At 65.5% G+C, this 14,889-nt stretch carries 13 protein-coding genes; 10 read left to right on the top strand and 3 right to left on the bottom strand.

What is annotated here, in order from left to right; genetic code table 11:
- Positions 1 to 35 precede the first annotated feature (35 nt).
- Positions 36 to 3,212: an autotransporter domain-containing protein gene (locus tag C7W88_RS03605; protein ID WP_118072518.1), complete on the bottom strand. Its 3,177-nt coding sequence runs from the start codon at positions 3,210 to 3,212 to the stop codon at positions 36 to 38.
- 306 nt (positions 3,213 to 3,518) lie between these two features.
- Between C7W88_RS03605 and C7W88_RS03600 the strand changes: the two genes are divergently transcribed.
- The 3 genes from C7W88_RS03600 to C7W88_RS03590 are packed head-to-tail and all read left to right on the top strand — an operon-like array spanning position 3,519 to position 5,454.
- Positions 3,519 to 4,166: an RNA polymerase sigma factor gene (locus C7W88_RS03600; protein WP_118072517.1), complete on the top strand. Its 648-nt coding sequence runs from the start codon at positions 3,519 to 3,521 to the stop codon at positions 4,164 to 4,166.
- On the top strand, positions 4,166 to 4,930 hold the full coding sequence (locus C7W88_RS03595) for a hypothetical protein (RefSeq protein ID WP_118072516.1): 765 nt from the start codon (positions 4,166 to 4,168) through the stop codon (positions 4,928 to 4,930). The genes C7W88_RS03600 and C7W88_RS03595 overlap by 1 nt, the downstream gene beginning before the upstream one ends.
- A 32-nt stretch (positions 4,931 to 4,962) precedes the next feature.
- Complete coding sequence (locus tag C7W88_RS03590) at positions 4,963 to 5,454, top strand: asparaginase domain-containing protein (protein ID WP_118072515.1); 492 nt, start codon at positions 4,963 to 4,965, stop codon at positions 5,452 to 5,454.
- Positions 5,455 to 5,475: 21 nt separating this feature from the next.
- Here C7W88_RS03590 and C7W88_RS03585 read toward each other — a convergent pair whose 3' ends face one another.
- Complete coding sequence (locus C7W88_RS03585) at positions 5,476 to 7,179, bottom strand: class I adenylate-forming enzyme family protein (protein WP_118072514.1); 1,704 nt, start codon at positions 7,177 to 7,179, stop codon at positions 5,476 to 5,478.
- A 154-nt stretch (positions 7,180 to 7,333) separates the two neighbouring features.
- On the opposite strand from C7W88_RS03585, the gene lgt reads away from it, so the two are divergent.
- The 5 genes from lgt to C7W88_RS03560 all read left to right on the top strand — a co-directional run bounded on the left by lgt (position 7,334) and on the right by C7W88_RS03560 (position 12,284).
- Positions 7,334 to 8,233: a prolipoprotein diacylglyceryl transferase gene (gene lgt / locus C7W88_RS03580; RefSeq protein WP_118072513.1), complete on the top strand. Its 900-nt coding sequence runs from the start codon at positions 7,334 to 7,336 to the stop codon at positions 8,231 to 8,233.
- On the top strand, positions 8,230 to 9,276 hold the full coding sequence (locus tag C7W88_RS03575) for a class I SAM-dependent methyltransferase (RefSeq protein ID WP_118072512.1): 1,047 nt from the start codon (positions 8,230 to 8,232) through the stop codon (positions 9,274 to 9,276). The genes lgt and C7W88_RS03575 overlap by 4 nt, the downstream gene beginning before the upstream one ends.
- A gap of 286 nt (positions 9,277 to 9,562) precedes the next feature.
- Positions 9,563 to 10,126, top strand: a complete 564-nt coding sequence (gene petA, locus C7W88_RS03570) for a ubiquinol-cytochrome c reductase iron-sulfur subunit (protein WP_118072511.1) — start codon at positions 9,563 to 9,565, stop codon at positions 10,124 to 10,126.
- 11 nt (positions 10,127 to 10,137) lie between these two features.
- On the top strand, positions 10,138 to 11,430 hold the full coding sequence (locus C7W88_RS03565; RefSeq protein ID WP_039337158.1) for a cytochrome b N-terminal domain-containing protein: 1,293 nt from the start codon (positions 10,138 to 10,140) through the stop codon (positions 11,428 to 11,430).
- Between the two features lie 32 nt (positions 11,431 to 11,462).
- The gene (locus C7W88_RS03560; RefSeq protein ID WP_118072510.1) at positions 11,463 to 12,284 is read left to right on the top strand and encodes a cytochrome c1; all 822 of its coding nucleotides are present in this window, start codon (positions 11,463 to 11,465) and stop codon (positions 12,282 to 12,284) included.
- Between the two features lie 62 nt (positions 12,285 to 12,346).
- Here the strand turns inward: C7W88_RS03560 and C7W88_RS03555 are convergent, their stop codons facing one another.
- Positions 12,347 to 13,228 (bottom strand): LysR family transcriptional regulator, encoded by an 882-nt coding sequence (locus C7W88_RS03555; protein WP_118072509.1) that lies wholly within the window; start codon positions 13,226 to 13,228, stop codon positions 12,347 to 12,349.
- Positions 13,229 to 13,322: 94 nt separating this feature from the next.
- On the opposite strand from C7W88_RS03555, the gene C7W88_RS03550 reads away from it, so the two are divergent.
- Positions 13,323 to 14,033, top strand: coding sequence for a CoA transferase subunit A (locus tag C7W88_RS03550; RefSeq protein ID WP_118072508.1), 711 nt, complete (start codon positions 13,323 to 13,325; stop codon positions 14,031 to 14,033).
- Positions 14,030 to 14,881 (top strand): hypothetical protein, encoded by an 852-nt coding sequence (locus C7W88_RS03545; RefSeq protein WP_118072507.1) that lies wholly within the window; start codon positions 14,030 to 14,032, stop codon positions 14,879 to 14,881. The genes C7W88_RS03550 and C7W88_RS03545 overlap by 4 nt, the downstream gene beginning before the upstream one ends.
- Positions 14,882 to 14,889: the final 8 nt, after the last annotated feature.

Below are 14,889 nucleotides of genomic sequence, written 5' to 3'. Positions count from 1 at the left end.
GACCTGCCACCCGCCCGTTTTCGCTGTCGTTTCGATCAGAACGCTATGCTGAGCGAGGCGCGGATCGAGTAGTCGACGCCGCCCTGGATCTGTTCGGCACCACCGGCCAGCTGCCAGGTATAGTCCATGCCGCCCATCAGCAGGCGTGCTTCGGACGTCCAGCCCGACTTCATGCGGTCTGCCACCAGGCGGAACTGGTCGCCGTCCTCGAAGTTCGCCACTGTATCGCCGAGTGTCCCAGCGAGGCGTGCGCGGTAGCCGCCTTCGAGTTCCAGTGTCAGCGGGCGCTCGTCGCGGGTGACCTCGCCCGCGCTCCACGCGGCGGTGAGGCTGCCGGTGCCGGTCAGCAGATCCGAGGTGCGCTTGGCGACGGACAAGGCGATCTGTTCGCTGCCGCTCTCGGTGTAGCCCTTTTCGCTCAGCCGGTAGTAGTCGAATTTGGCCATCGGCTTGAGCGAGAGGTTGCCGCCGAGATCGGCGCGGTAGGACACGCCGCCCTGACCGCCCACGGTCCAGCCCTTCCACCGGCCGTTGGCGGTGTAGGACAGGGCCGTGCCATTGACGGCGCCGGTGAACTGCCGCGTCGAATTCAGCGAAACGCGGCCGCCCGAGGCCTTGGCGAAGGCGTAGAACGGACCGGATGCGAGACGCCAGAACAGGCCGAGCTCGTAGTTGCTCGCATCGGTCTTCTGATAGTCCGAGGTGGCGATATCGCCCTTGGTGTAGAGGAACGACAGGCCGAGATAGCCTGCGCCGATGTCGCGCTCCAGCCCGGCCGAAAGGCCCCAGCCCTTGACCTTGAACGCCGCCGTGCCGGTCTGGTCCTTGGTCCCGCGGAAGTAGATCGGTTCGAGCCAGCCGCCGACTTCGCTGATATCGAAGATAGAGCTGTCGTCCATCAGATGGCGCGAGGCGAGGCGGCCCGAGCGGGTGACGAAATCGAACACGCCGCCGGCATAGTCGGGCAGGAGCTGGTTGAACTGGCCCTGCAGCGTGGCAGCATCTTCCACTTGCAGGAAGCTGCTGCCGAGATTGGTCACCGCCGTGCCCTGCTTGTAGATCGCGTCATAGGCGGCGGCTTGCGGCGCGGTGAGGCCCAGCTGCGCGGCGCTCTTGCGCGTCACGGCCAGCACCAGCGTCTCGCCGACGCGATTGATCGCGCCGTTGAACAGGACCGGGAGCTGGGTGGTGGTGGCATCGAACACCGGCGAACCGGTCAGCGTGCCCGCCTTGAGGAAGGTGTAGTTGCCCACGGCCTTGTCGAGCGAGGTGATCGTGGCCGTGACCTTCGAGCCGCTTGCAAAAGTCGCGGTGTTCACGTCGATCAGCGAGGAGGTGCCGGTGCTGCCGTCGATATAGACGTTGAGCGCACCGCCGGAGTTCACGGCAAGGCTGTCGAACTTCAGAGTAGTGGCGCTGCTGGCTCCGAAGCGTCCGCCGTTGACCGTGACGTCGAGCGCGCCGCTGTTGGCCAGCGTGCCGGCGAAGATCGAGGTGCCGCCAAGGGTCAGCGTTCCGGCATTCCCGGCAAGATCGAGCTTGCCGATGAAGAAGGCGGTGTCGCCCATCGTCATCGTCGCGGTGCCCGCGCCGAAGTCGATGTTGCCGACATAGCCGCTGTCGCCCGAAAGCAGGACCGAATCGTTGCCCGCGCCGAGGAAGCTGTTGCCGAAGATGCGGCCCGAAGCCACGTCGAGCACGTCGTTGCCGCTGCCCGTGTGGATGTTGCCGGTGATCGAGGTGTAGATCGTGGGGTTGGCCGGGTTGTAGCCGCTGGCGGCCTTCTCGGCATCCTGCGCCTTCTTGTCGATCGCGTTGAGGTACTGCTTGATCGTTACGCCGCTGGTGTTGGCGGTCAGGTCGATCGCGCGCAGGTCATCGCCGCTGGAGCCCGATACCGAGATGAACCCGGTGTTGTTGAGGCTGGTCAGAGTTCCCGACTTGTCCTGGATGGCATAGGCAGTGCCTTCGCCAGGTGAGGACAGCGTGGCCTTGATCGAACCGCTATTCGACAGGCTGGGCACCGTCGAGCCTTCGTTGATCAGGATGGCGACGGCCTTCTGGTCAACAGTCGTCGCGCTGATCGTGCCCGAAACGCCGATGCCATTGGCCATGGTCACGGTGCCACCCTTGCCGCCGATCACGACGGCATAGGCATCGGTATTGCTGTAGACGGCATTGGCGGTGACGTTGCCGTCGAGCGCGAGCGAGAATTCGCCATCGCGCCCCTTGACCTTGCCGATCACGATGTCGCTGGCTGCGCCGACGAGAATACCGGGGCTGTTGCCGACCGAGGTGATCGTGCCGGTCACTTCCGAGGCATCGGCCACGCCGTCGTTGTCCTCGTCGGTCTTGGTGCTGTCGAGGTCATAGGGAGCGGCGTCGAGCAGGATGCCGCCGGCAACGCTGCCGCCGATCTCGACCGCGGCCTTGCCGGTGCGCAAGTCGGTGCGCGAAAGCGTCTTCGTGGAGCCGGCATCGTTGGTATAGGCAGAGCTTTGCGAGATCGCGCCCTGGATGCGCACCGCGCCGCCGACATTGCCATCGACGACCAGGCCCTGCGCACCGGCGCCGACGACTGCGACCGTGCCTTCGACCGTGACGTTGCCCGAGACGCCCTTGGTGCCGATGCCGACGCTGTTGTCGCCCAGCACCTTGATCGTGCCGGTGTTGGAAACGCTGCCGGTGAGGTCAGACTTGGCGATCATGCCGCCCGAGTTGAGGCCCTCAACCGTGATCGTGCCGGTGTTCTTGAGGGTTGCCGTGGTCGTCGCGCCCGCTCCGACAAGGATGCCATAGCGGTTGCTGGCCGAGGCGATCGGACCATCGACGATGCCGTTGCTGTCGGTATCGGCGCCATTGAAGCTTTCGGTCACGGTGATCGTGCCGCCGTTGGTCACCGTGGTGTTGCGCCCGGCCTCGATGGTGATGCCGGTATCACCGTCCTTGCCGCCGGTGTTGCTGATCGTGCCACCAGAAGCGACGGTGGCGGTGTTGTTCGAATCGACCGTCACCGCGGTGCCGCCCGAGCCCAGCGTGATCGTGCCGCCGCTGGCAACGGTGACGTTGCCGGCGGTCGAGGTCTTGAGCGGCGCGGTCGTGCTGGTGCTGACGGTGGTGTCGGCATGGGCCGCCTGAGGCGCCACGAGGATGAGAGCCAGAGACGCTCCAGTCAGCGTCGACAGAAAAGTGGTGCTGCGAAGACGGTCCATAAACCCCTCATGAATTCCGATAAAGATGGCCCGCGCCGGGGTGCGGTCGGCGCGGGCCGAGTACCGGACGGCGAGGCAAGCCCCGCTGTCCGATCGACAGGTCGGAGGACTCTTGGCCGCAAAGCCGGTTGCCTCCGCAGCACCTAACGGAGTGCGCTGGCCAACCCTTCGCCCGGTCGCGCAAATATTTGCGACGGACCGTGTCTGGAGTTCCCGTAAATCTGTTGTTCACTTGGGAACCGGCAGGCAGAGTACGTGGAATCCCCTGCACTTGGGCCGGGGATTGGTGCGAAACGGCGGGTATCCTTGACCTTCTACGGCGATCTGCGCTCGGAAGCGGTGTCGGCTGAAGACAGCCCGATTCCCGCTGCGGACCCGATCCATCGCGAGGCGCTCGATGACGCGGCCCTCATGCGCGAGGTCGCGCGCGGCTCGGTCGACGCCTTCACGCTGCTGGTCGATCGCCATTCGCCCGCGCTCTATCGCGTGGCCATGCGCATGCTGGTCGATGCGGCCGAGGCCGAGGACGTGCTGCAGGACTGCTTTGCCCGCCTGTGGCAGAACGCCCCGCGCTGGACGCCGACCGGCGCTGGCCTGGTCGGCTGGCTGCACCGCGTGACGATGAACCTGTGCTTCGATCGCAAGCGCCGCTTCCGCGTGGTCACGGTCGACACGATGCCCGATCCCGCTGACGACACGCCGTCTGCCGATCGCCGGATCGAAGCCGACCAGGCCTCGCAGGCCGTCGCCGACGCGCTGGGTGACTTGCCCGAGCGCTATCGGGCGGCGTTAGTGCTCTGTTATTACGAAGGATTTTCGAACGCTCTTGCAGCCGAGGTTCTGGACCTCAATATCAAGGCCATGGAATCGCTGCTGTTCAGGGCCCGCAGGCAGATGCGCACGCTGCTCGAGGCACGCGATGTGTCCTGCGCCGATCTTGGGGCGCAAGCGTGATGGCGCGCAAGGTTCCAGCCTCGCCCGCGCGGGCCGATGCCGCGCTCGATCAGGTGCTCGACAAGGCGCCGCGTCCGGCGATGCCGCCTGGACTTGCTGCGCGGATCGTGGCGCAGGCGACGGCGCTGCCGCAGCTTCCGGCCGAACCGGTTCCCGAAGCCGAGCCGGTGCCCTCGCGCGAAACCGCGCAGGTCATTCCGTTCGCCGTGCAGGAGCCTTCGGTGACGACCCCGTCACGCAAGCGTTTTGCGGTTGGCGGGTTTGCCGCGATTGCCGCCACTGTCGCGGCCGTGGTGCTGCTGGGCCAGTCGGGACAGAGCCCGGTGCCATCGGGCGTACCCGCAGCAGTGATGGCGCAGCAGCAGCCTGAAGCAGGGCAACCGGCGGCAGCGCCAGCGGCAGCTTTGGCAGAACCGACCCCGCAACTGGCGCACGCTCCCGCAGCGCAGCCGGCACGCCAAGCCTTCGCTGTGGCAGGGACGCAGGCAGATGCGCCTGTGCCCGCTCCGGCGGTGCAGCCGGCCGTTGAGCCTGAGGCGCAGATGGCGGCCGCAGCTGCTCCTGCGCCGCGGGAAACTGCCGGGCCCAAGGCCGATCCTTCGGCGCGGCCGACACCGCCGCGCGGGCTGATGGGGCCGCCGGCGCCGCAGCAGGGCTGGGGCTTTTCGGGCGGGGCGCCGGGTGGAACGCTGCCAGGCGGGCAATCGCTGCCGAGCCAGACGACCGGTACGGCACCGCCGCCGCCGCCACCCTCCGGCAACTAGCGGCAGGCCAGTCGCTCGGCTAAAGGCTTGCCATGCAACAAGAACCGATCCTCGTGCTGACCACCGGCGGCACTATCGACAAGGCCTATTTCGACGCGCTCAGCGAGTACCAGATCGTCGAGAGCGGTATTCCTGCGCTGATCGCCGAAGCGCGCGTGGCGCTGCCGTTCCGGGTGATGGAGCTGATGCGCAAGGACAGCCTGGAACTGACCGATGCCGACCGCGCGCTGATCGCTGCCGCCGTGCGCGAGGCGCCCGAGCGCCAAGTCGTGATTACCCACGGTACCGATACGATGACCGAGACGGCCAAGGCACTCAGTAACATCGAAGGCAAGACCATCGTGCTGACCGGCGCGCTGTCACCGGCGCGCTTTGCCGAGACCGACGCGCACTTCAACCTCGGCATGGCTTTCGCCACGGCGCAGGTCGCCGCGCCCGGCGTGTGGATCGCAATGAGCGGGCAGGTGTTCGACGGATTGAAGGTCCGCAAGGACCGCGCGGCCGGCAAGTTCGTGAGCGTCTGAGCTCACGAACTCGCCAGCCGGTCAGGCCGTGAGGAATTCCCTGGTGTAGCGCTCACGCAAGCTGCGCTTGTCGACCTTTTCGGTGCCAAGACGCGGGAGCGGCTCGGTTACTTCCCAGAAGCGCACCGGGATCTTGAACGGCGCGATGTGGGCTTTCAGGAACTCGCGCAGCTCCTCCTCGGTGGCCGAGCAGTTCTCCTTGGCGAGATAGACCGCAGCGGGCACTTCGCCCAGCTTCTCGTCCGGCAGGCCGAACACGCTGGCCTCGGCGATGCAGGGGTGGGCGTAGATTGCGCTTTCCACCTCGATGCACGAGATGTTCTCGCCACCGCGGATGATGATGTCCTTCTTGCGGTCGACGATGAACAGGTAGCCCTCGGGGTCGAGGTAGCCAAGGTCGCCGGTGCGGAAGTAGCCATCGGGCATGATCGCCTCACGCGTGGCTTTTTCGTTGTCCCAGTAGCCAAGGAAGTTGCAGATCGAGCGGATCGACACTTCGCCGACCTGGCCTTGGGGCAGTGGCTTGCCATCGTCATCGAGGATCGCGAGATCGACCAGCGGGCGCGAGGCGGTGCCGGTGCTGCCAGGCTTCGCCAGGTAGTTCTCGTTCAGATTGCCGCAGCCGACGCCGTTGGTCTCGGTCAGGCCATAGCCCAGCAGCGGGAAGGCATGGGGCAGTGCCTTGCGGATGCGGTCGACATGCTCGATCGGGCGCGGCGCGCCGCCGGCAGCGAACGAGACACAGGTCGACAGGTCGTAGTTGTCGCGATCGGGGTGGGTGGCGATCTCGAAGCTCATCAGCGGCACGCCGACGAAGTAGGTTACCTTCTCGCGCTCGATCAGGCGCATCGCCTCGACCGCGTCCCACTTGGGCATCAGCACCAGCTTGCGGCCCAGTGCGAAGGACTGGAGGAACACCGGCACTTCGCCGGTCACATGGAACAGCGGCACGTTGACCAGCGTCACCGGCTGCGAGCCTTCGGCCGGGCCTTCGCCTCGCGCGGTGAGGATCGCCAGCATCGCGGCCGACTGGCAGACGTAATTCATCGTGCCCTGAACCACGCCGCGATGATCCGAATAGGCGCCCTTGGCCATGCCGGTGGAGCCCGAGGTGAACAGCACCGTGGCCAGATCGTCGCCGGTAAGGTCGGGCAGGATCGTCTCCATCCCGCCACCGTTTGCGAGCAGCGCGGCAAGGCCCTCTTCATAAGGGCAATCGTGACCCATCGGCAGGAGCTGCGCGCCATGGGCGTGGCCATCGAGCCGGGCGGCGCGGCCGGCATCGGCAATGACGAAGCGGCACTTCACCAGATCGATGCCGTGCGCCAGTTCCTCGCCCTGCCACCAGCCGTTGAGCAGCGTGGCGCAACCGCCTGCCATCAGCACGCCCATGTAGGCGATGACCCAGTTGGCCGAATTGCGCGCGGCGATGCCGACTCGTTCGCCCTTCTGCAGCTTCAGCCCTTCGACCAGGCCGCCCGCGACATGGCGCGCGGCCTTGTAGGCATCGGCAAAGCTGAGGCGGGTATCGCCATCGACGATGAAGGTCTTTTCGCCCTGCGTCGCGCAGAAGTACGCGAAGTAGGCCGGCAGGTGCGGCGGGGCGGCGGCGATCATGGGCAATTGCTGCCCGAACCGCTCGATCGGGACGGTGTGGAACATGCCACCTTCGGCAGTGAGCGCGCCAAAGGCGCCGTCCATGGCAAGGTCCAGTTCGGTCTTCATGATACCCTTTCGTCTCCTCACCCTGACGCTGTCTTGTTTCGCGCCTTTTTCGGGTTTGCCTGCAACCTTTTCCCTGTGCCAATACGTTACCCTATTGGGCGCGTTTGACAGCACGAAAACGGGTCCGTTCACGAAGTTCTAGGGAGTTCACTTCTTGCTGTCACTAGTGTCAACAGCAACCGCGCTTGCCGTAGCGTCGGCGTCCGCAGGTGCCGGACATGCGCCGATTCGCTGGGAGGATCTGGGCGTCGGGCCGATCGCGCTCGATCTCGGGTTCTTTGCGCTGAAATGGTACTCCCTCGCCTATCTCGCCGGGATCGTGCTGGGCTACTGGCACCTGTCGAAAATGCTGCGCCAGCCCGGTGCGCCGATGGCGCAGCGCCATGCCGACGACCTGTTTTTCTATGCAACGCTCGGCATCATCCTTGGCGGGCGGCTCGGCTATGCGATCTTCTATGCGCCCGAACTGCTGTCGCATCCTGAAAACCTGATCAAGCTGTGGGAAGGCGGGATGAGCTTCCACGGCGGCTTGATCGGCACCGTGCTGGCGATTGCCTGGGTATCCTGGCGCGGCAAGCTGAACTTCGTGCGGGTGTGCGACTACATTTCCGTCTGCGTGCCGTTCGGCCTGCTGTTCGGTCGTCTGGCCAACTTCGCCAATGGCGAGCTGTGGGGCCGCGAGGCAGGTCCCGGCGTGCCGTGGGCGATGGTCTTCCCCGGTGGTGGGCCGGTCGCACGCCATCCCAGCCAGCTTTACGAAGCGGGGCTCGAAGGGCTTGTGCTGGCTGTCATCCTGCTCGTGCTGTTCTGGAAGACCAAGGCGCGCTGGCGGCCGGGGCTGCTCGTCGGCACTTTCACGCTGGGCTATGCCCTTTCGCGCTTCACCGTCGAATTCTTCCGCGAGCCCGATGCCCAGCTGCTCGACTTTGCCATGCAGACCGGTCTTTCGATGGGCCAGTGGCTGACCGTCCCGATGATGGCAGTGGGCCTGTTCTTCCTTCTGCGCGGATTGATGCGCAAGCCGGTGCCCGCGGGCGGAGCCGTCCCGGCGTGAGCCAATCGCTGCTGGAGACCTTCGCCCGCCTGATCGCCAACACCGGGCCGATCAGCGTGGCGCATTACATGGCCGAATCCAACGCGCGCTATTACTCCAGCCGCGATCCCTTCGGCACGGCGGGCGATTTCATCACTGCGCCCGAGATCAGCCAGATGTTCGGCGAACTGATCGGGCTGTGGATGGCCGACATGTGGATTCGCGCCGGGCGGCCCGAGCCGATCCACTATGTCGAACTCGGGCCCGGCCGCGGCACCCTGGCGCGCGATGCGCTGGGCGCGGCACGCCGCTATGGCCTGACGCCGCGGGTGCATTTCGTGGAGACGAGCACGGCGCTCAAGGCGCTGCAACTCGAACTCCATCCGACGGCGTTCTGGCATGCCGATCTTTCCACCCTGCCAAGCGACGGGCCGCTGCTGATCGTCGGCAACGAATTTCTTGATGCCCTGCCGGTCCGGCAGATGGTGCGGACGCCTGCTGGCTGGCGCGAGCGCATGGTAGGCCTTGCCGAGGGGCGACTGGTGCCGGTCGCAGGCTCCGCGCCGATGGATGCGGCTGTGCCGCAGGGGCGGCAGGATGCCCCTGAAGGCACGATCATCGAAACATCGCCGGCTTCGGCCGCAGTCGTCTATGAAGTGGCGGGCAGGCTGGCCGGACAGGGCGGCGCAGCGCTGTTCATCGATTATGGCCACGCCGAGCCGCGCTTCGGCTCCTCGCTCCAGGCGGTGCGGGCGCATCGCAAGGTCGATGTCTTTTCCAATCCGGGTGACGCAGACCTTACCGCGCATGTCGATTTCTCGGCCTTGGCTCCGATCGCGCTGTCGCGCGGGGTGCAGTGGCTCGGCACGGTCGAGCAGGGGCGCTGGTTGCGGGCGCTGGGGATCGATGCGCGGGCCGAAGCGCTGGCGGCTTATGCTCCCACCCATGCCGAGGCAATTCACGCCGCGCGCGAGCGGCTGACCGGGGAGGGCCAGATGGGCGTTCTGTTCAAGGTCATGGGACTCGCCGGGCCGCACTGGCCGCAAGGTGCCGGATTCGCCTGAGGCGAAACCTGTGCGCCACCAACTGTCGCAAGACTGAAATCGCCCGGAAATACGGGCCCGATCAAGGGCTGTTTCCCGCACCAAAATGCCTGTTGGCAAAGCCGTGGCTTTGCGTCTATCAGGCGCGCCAAGTGGGGGCCGGGGCCGTGCATTGCGCGTGCCCGGTTCCCGTGCGGTTCCGGTGTCCATGTGGTTAGCCCCATGGGCAATTTCCAGAGCCGTTCCAAAGGGGCAAGTTGGACCGTGCGCGATCCGCGTGCGCGGCGGCAGCAGGCAGGGAATTTCAATGGCTGAACAGGCAAGCATCGACACTTCGGCACAGGCCGAAGAAGGCGTGCGCCGGCGCGATTTCATCAATATCGCGGCGGTGAGTTTTGCGGGGGTTGGCGGCGCTGCCGTGCTGGTCCCGCTGGTAAGTCAGATGGCGCCGTCGGCGGACGTCCTGGCGCAGAGCTCCACCGAAATCGACATTTCGGCGATCCAGCCGGGTCAGGCGATCAAGGCGGTCTTCCGCAAGCAGCCGGTGTTCATCCGCAACCTGACGCCGGAAGAAATTTCCGCTGCCGACAAGGTTGACGCTTCCTCGCTGCGCGATCCGCAGACGCTGGAAGAGCGGACCAAGGAAGGCAAGACCAACTGGCTCATCACCATGGGCGTCTGCACCCACCTCGGCTGCGTGCCGCTGGGCGCGGGCGAAGGTGAAGTGAAGGGCGAGTTCGGTGGCTACTTCTGCCCGTGCCACGGTTCGCACTATGATACCGCCGCACGCATCCGCAAGGGTCCGGCACCGAAGAACCTCGAGGTGCCCGAATATGCATTCATCTCCGACACTGTCGTGAAGATCGGCTGAGGACAGGCAACATGAGCTTTCCCTGGGCAAACGAATACAAGCCGGCCAATGGCCTGACGCAGTGGCTTGACGAAAAGCTGCCGCTGCCCCGCTTCGTCTACAACGCCGTCGGCGCCGGCTACCCGGTTCCGCGCAACCTGAACTACATGTGGAACTTCGGCGTCCTCGCCGGCTTCTGCCTGGTGCTTCAGATCGTGACCGGCGTCATCCTCGCGATGCACTACGCCGCCAACGCAGGCGTGGCCTTCGACAGCGTCGAGCACATCATGCGCGACGTGAACTGGGGCTGGATGCTGCGCTATGCGCACGCCAACGGCGCTTCGGCGTTCTTCGTGGTCGTCTATCTCCACATCTTCCGCGGCTTCTTCTACTCCTCGTACAAGGCCCCGCGCGAGATGATCTGGCTGCTGGGCGTGGTCATCTTCCTGCTGATGATGGCAACGGCGTTCATGGGCTACGTGCTGCCCTGGGGCCAGATGTCGTTCTGGGGTGCCAAGGTCATCACCGGCCTGTTCGGCGCGATCCCGGTTGTCGGCGAACCGCTGCAGGTGTGGCTGCTGGGCGGCTATGCGCCTGACAACGCCGCGCTCAACCGCTTCTTCTCCCTGCACTTCCTGCTGCCTTTCGTGATCGCGGGTGTCATCATCCTGCACATCTGGGCGCTGCACATCCCCGGCTCGTCGAACCCGACCGGCGTCGAAGTGAAGAGCGAAAGCGACACCGTTCCGTTCCACCCGTACTACACGGCGAAGGACGGCTTCGGCCTCGGCGTGTTCCTGCTGATCTACTGCGCGGTGCTGTTCTTCGCACCGAACGCGCTGGGTCACCCGGACAACTACATTCCGGCCAACCCGCTCTCGACCCCTGCGCACATCGTTCCGGAATGGTACTTCTGGCCGTTCTACGCGATCCTGCGCGCCTTCACCTATGACTTCTTCTTCATTCCGGCGAAGCTCATGGGCGTGCTGGCGATGTTCGGGGCGATCCTGGTGTGGTTCTTCCTGCCCTGGCTGGATACCTCGCCGGTGCGTTCGGGCCATTACCGTCCGCTGTTCCGCAAGTTCTTCTGGTTCGGCCTGATCCCGACCATGGCCGTGCTGTTCTACTGCGGCGGCGCTCCGGCTGCGGAACCTTACGTGATGCTCAGCCAGCTGGCATCGCTGTACTACTTCGCGCACTTCCTCATCATCCTGCCGATCGTCTCGTCGATCGAGAAGCCGGAACCGCTTCCGTTCTCGATCACCGAAGCCGTGCTCGGCAAGGATGAGAGCGCAGTGCTCAACGCCAACCCTGCGGCCGCCTGAGCCGGTACGAAGCGCAAGAGAAAGAGAACCCCATGGTCCGTCTTTTTGGCCCCCTAGTCGGCCTCTTCTTCGCCGTCGCACTGCTCTGGTCGTTCGGCAATGGCGCCTACTCGGCGATCTCGGAACCCGCTGCCCCCACGGCAGAGCACGAGTTCCACCTGCACCCCAAGGACGTGAAGTTCGCGTCCGACGGGGCGTTCGGCAAGTTCGACAAGCAGCAACTGCAGCGCGGCTTCCAGGTCTACAAGGAAGTCTGCTCCACCTGTCACTCGCTCAAGCACGTTGCCTTCCGTGACCTCGCCGCCCTCGGCTACTCGGAAGCCGAAGTGAAGGCGATCGCCAAGGAGTGGGGCACCAAGCAGCCGACCTTCGATGCGAAGACCGGCGAGCGCGCAGAGCGTGACAACATCCCGTCGGACTACTTCCCGACCGTTTACTACGCAGGACAGGGCAGCCCGCCGGATCTGTCGCTGATCACCAAGGCCCGTCACAATGGCGGCGCCTATGTCGCCTCGCTGCTGACCGGCTATCAGGAACAGCCTGCCGAACTGCTCAAGAAGTTCCCGGATGCCAAGACTCCGGATGGCCTGTACTACAACCCGTACTTCGCCAACCTGAACCTCTCGATGCCCGCTCCGCTGACCGGCGAAGGCCAGGTGACCTATTCGGATGGCACCAAGGCCACGGTCGACCAGATGGCGCATGACGTCTCGGCCTTCCTGATCTGGACCGCCGAACCAAAGCTCGACAAGCGCAAGCAGACCGGTTGGGCCGTGCTCGGCTTCCTCCTGTTCGCCACTGTGCTGGCCTACCTTGCCAAGAAGAACGTCTGGGCGGACAAGAAGGGCGAATAAGCCTTTCCCGCCCGATGGGCAAAACGAACGAGGCCACCGGAAACGGTGGCCTTTTTCGTGCGTCAGTCCGGCGTGCCGTCGATCCTCAGGTCACTCGCCCGGCGGAACAGTTCCAGCACCAGCGGATCGTTCTCGGTATTGCGTATCGCAACCTCGAAGCGGATCTTGCGGGCAGGAGCCGGCAGAACCTCGGCGAGCACGCCCGCCTCCAGCAGCGGCCGCACCATCGGCTCGGGCAGCACGGCCGCGCCGCCGCCGCCGGTGACGATGTCAATCAGCGTGCGCACGTTGTTGCAGGTGCCCACCGAGCGCGGCGTGACGCGGTTGGCTTCGAGCGTCTCCATCGTCACGCCGTGCAGCGGCGAGAGGTCCGGAATTGACCACACCGGCAAGGCATTGGCAAAGCCGCCCGCCGCTGCCGTCCGCGCGCTCGCTGCCCAGACGAGGCCGACTGAACCGATAGGCGTGGTCCGAATGCCCGGGCTCGCCACCGGTCCCGCCAGGAAAGCAAGGTCGATCGTGCCGCCAAGCAGTTGCTGGAACATGCGCGCGGTCAGGTCCAGCTCCAGCTCCAGTGTCACTCCGGGCAAGTCCTGCTCGATTGCGTGGACGAAGCCCGGCAAGCACGATGCTGCGGCAATCTCGCCCGAACCGATCCGCACGACGCCGCTGGCGCCCTCGAAGCCGGACGCCGTCAGCAGCGCCTTTTCGAACCCTGCCCACAGCGGCTCGCATTCCTGCACCAGCCGCCGCCCGCGCGCGGTCAGCACCATGTTGCGCCCCTCGCGACGGAAGATCGCGATGCCCAGCTGCTCCTCGATCTCGCGCACGCGGGCGGATATCGCGGGCTGCGTGGTGTTCAGCCGCTCGGCCGCGGCGCGGAACGTGCCGAGGCGCGCGATCCACAGCAGCGTTTCAAGGTGATAGATCGCAATTCGCTTCATTGATCACAGGTTGTTATCGATTGTGATAAAAAACAATCGCTCTTTTCAATTTGTATCCTGTGCTAGCACCTCCGGCGAAAAGGAGAGTCTGCCGATGTCGAAGAAGCTCTATGCCGATGCCACTGCTGCGCTCGATGGCCTGCTGCGCGATGGCCTGCTGATTGCCTGCGGCGGTTTCGGTCTGTGCGGCATCCCCGAACGCCTGCTCGATGCCGTGCGCGATTCGGGCGTCAAGGACCTGACCTTTGCCTCCAACAACGCCGGGATCGACAACGAGGGCATTGGCAAGCTGCTGCGTACCCGGCAGGTCAGGAAGATGATCTCGAGCTACGTTGGTGAGAACAAGGAGTTCGAGCGCCAGTACCTTTCCGGCGAACTCGAAGTCGAATTCTGCCCGCAAGGCACTCTCGCCGAGCGCATGCGCGCCGGTGGCGCCGGCATCCCCGGCTTCTACACCAAGACCGGCGTCGGCACGCTCGTGGCCGAGGGCAAGGAAACCAAGGTATTTGACGGGCAGGAATATGTCCTCGAACGCGGCATCTTCGCCGACCTTGCGCTGGTCAAGGCGTGGAAGGCCGATGAGACCGGCAACGTCGTGTTCCGCAAGACCGCGCGCAACTTCAACGTGCCTGCCGCAACTTGCGGCAAGGTCTGCGTCGTCGAGGTCGAGGAAATCGTGGCGGCGGGCTCGCTTGACCCGGACAGCATTCACCTCCCCGGCGTATATGTGCAGCGCATGATCGTCGGCGCGCCTTACGAAAAGAAGATCGAGTTCCGCACCGTGCGCGAGCGGGAAGCCGCATGATCCGGCATGCGCTGCCTCTGATGGCGGCGCTGGCGGCCACGCAGCTCTCGGGCTGCGTCGCTGCGGCCATCGCGCCACTGGCGGCGACGGGCGCGCTCGGTACCAAGGCGGTGAAGGGCAAGAACAAGCCCGAGCAACCCAAACCCCAGACGACGCCCGAAGTGACGGTCGGCCAAGGCGTCTCGGCCACGCCGCCACTGCTGGCGCCTGCCCCGGAAGTGCCGCAGCCTGCTGCGGCCGCACCGATGGTCGAAGCGGCAGAGCCTCAAGCCGCAGACGATTCGTCCTACGATCCCTACGGCGCGCTTGCCGCCTATGTTCTGGCCCAAGCCGAGGCGGCCCAGCCGGCCAAGGTGCGCACCTCTGCCCTGCTCGATCAGCGCAGCCTTGTCGCAGTCCCCAAGATGAGCCCTTGCACCGACCAGCGCGGGGCCGTGCTGATCGATCTCGATCCGGGCGACAAGGCGTTCGACCTAAACGATCCGCCCACTCCGATGCCCGGCCTCGCCCAGCACCTGCGGCGCATCCGCGGCACGGGGACGGCGGTGGTGTGGATCGCCTCGCTGCCCGATAGCGATGCCAAGCGCCTCGCCACGATCCTCAAGGCGACCGGACTCGATCCGCTCGGCATCGATCGGGTCATGCTCCTGCATTCGCGCGAGACCCGCAAGCAGCAGATCCTCGACCGCGCCGACGACGACTGGTGCGTGCTGGCGATTGCCGGCGACCGGAAGGCCGATTTCGACGAGGTCTTCGACTATCTGCGCAATGCCGATGGCCCTGTCGCCATCGCGCTCGAACAGTTCATCGGCGCAGGCTGGTTCCTCGCGCCGCCCCCCATCAAGTGACACGAAAG

This window comes from Novosphingobium sp. THN1 (genome assembly GCF_003454795.1).
GTDB lineage: Bacteria > Pseudomonadota > Alphaproteobacteria > Sphingomonadales > Sphingomonadaceae > Novosphingobium.
The sequence above is the reverse complement of the archived record's forward strand: the minus strand, read 5'-3'. Positions and strand labels throughout refer to the sequence as shown.

Bases quoted from the DNA above. Each gene is read 5' to 3' on its own strand.
- C7W88_RS03605 (WP_118072518.1), bottom strand. From the start codon at position 3,212: ATGGACCGTCTTCGCAGCACCACTTTTCTGTCGACGCTGACTGGAGCG.
- C7W88_RS03595 (WP_118072516.1), top strand. From the start codon at position 4,166: ATGGCGCGCAAGGTTCCAGCCTCGCCCGCGCGGGCCGATGCCGCGCTC.
- C7W88_RS03590 (WP_118072515.1), top strand. From the start codon at position 4,963: ATGCAACAAGAACCGATCCTCGTGCTGACCACCGGCGGCACTATCGAC.
- C7W88_RS03585 (WP_118072514.1), bottom strand. From the start codon at position 7,179: ATGAAGACCGAACTGGACCTTGCCATGGACGGCGCCTTTGGCGCGCTC.
- petA (WP_118072511.1), top strand. From the start codon at position 9,563: ATGGCTGAACAGGCAAGCATCGACACTTCGGCACAGGCCGAAGAAGGC.
- C7W88_RS03565 (WP_039337158.1), top strand. From the start codon at position 10,138: ATGAGCTTTCCCTGGGCAAACGAATACAAGCCGGCCAATGGCCTGACG.
- C7W88_RS03560 (WP_118072510.1), top strand. From the start codon at position 11,463: ATGGTCCGTCTTTTTGGCCCCCTAGTCGGCCTCTTCTTCGCCGTCGCA.
- C7W88_RS03555 (WP_118072509.1), bottom strand. From the start codon at position 13,228: ATGAAGCGAATTGCGATCTATCACCTTGAAACGCTGCTGTGGATCGCG.
- C7W88_RS03550 (WP_118072508.1), top strand. From the start codon at position 13,323: ATGTCGAAGAAGCTCTATGCCGATGCCACTGCTGCGCTCGATGGCCTG.
- C7W88_RS03545 (WP_118072507.1), top strand. From the start codon at position 14,030: ATGATCCGGCATGCGCTGCCTCTGATGGCGGCGCTGGCGGCCACGCAG.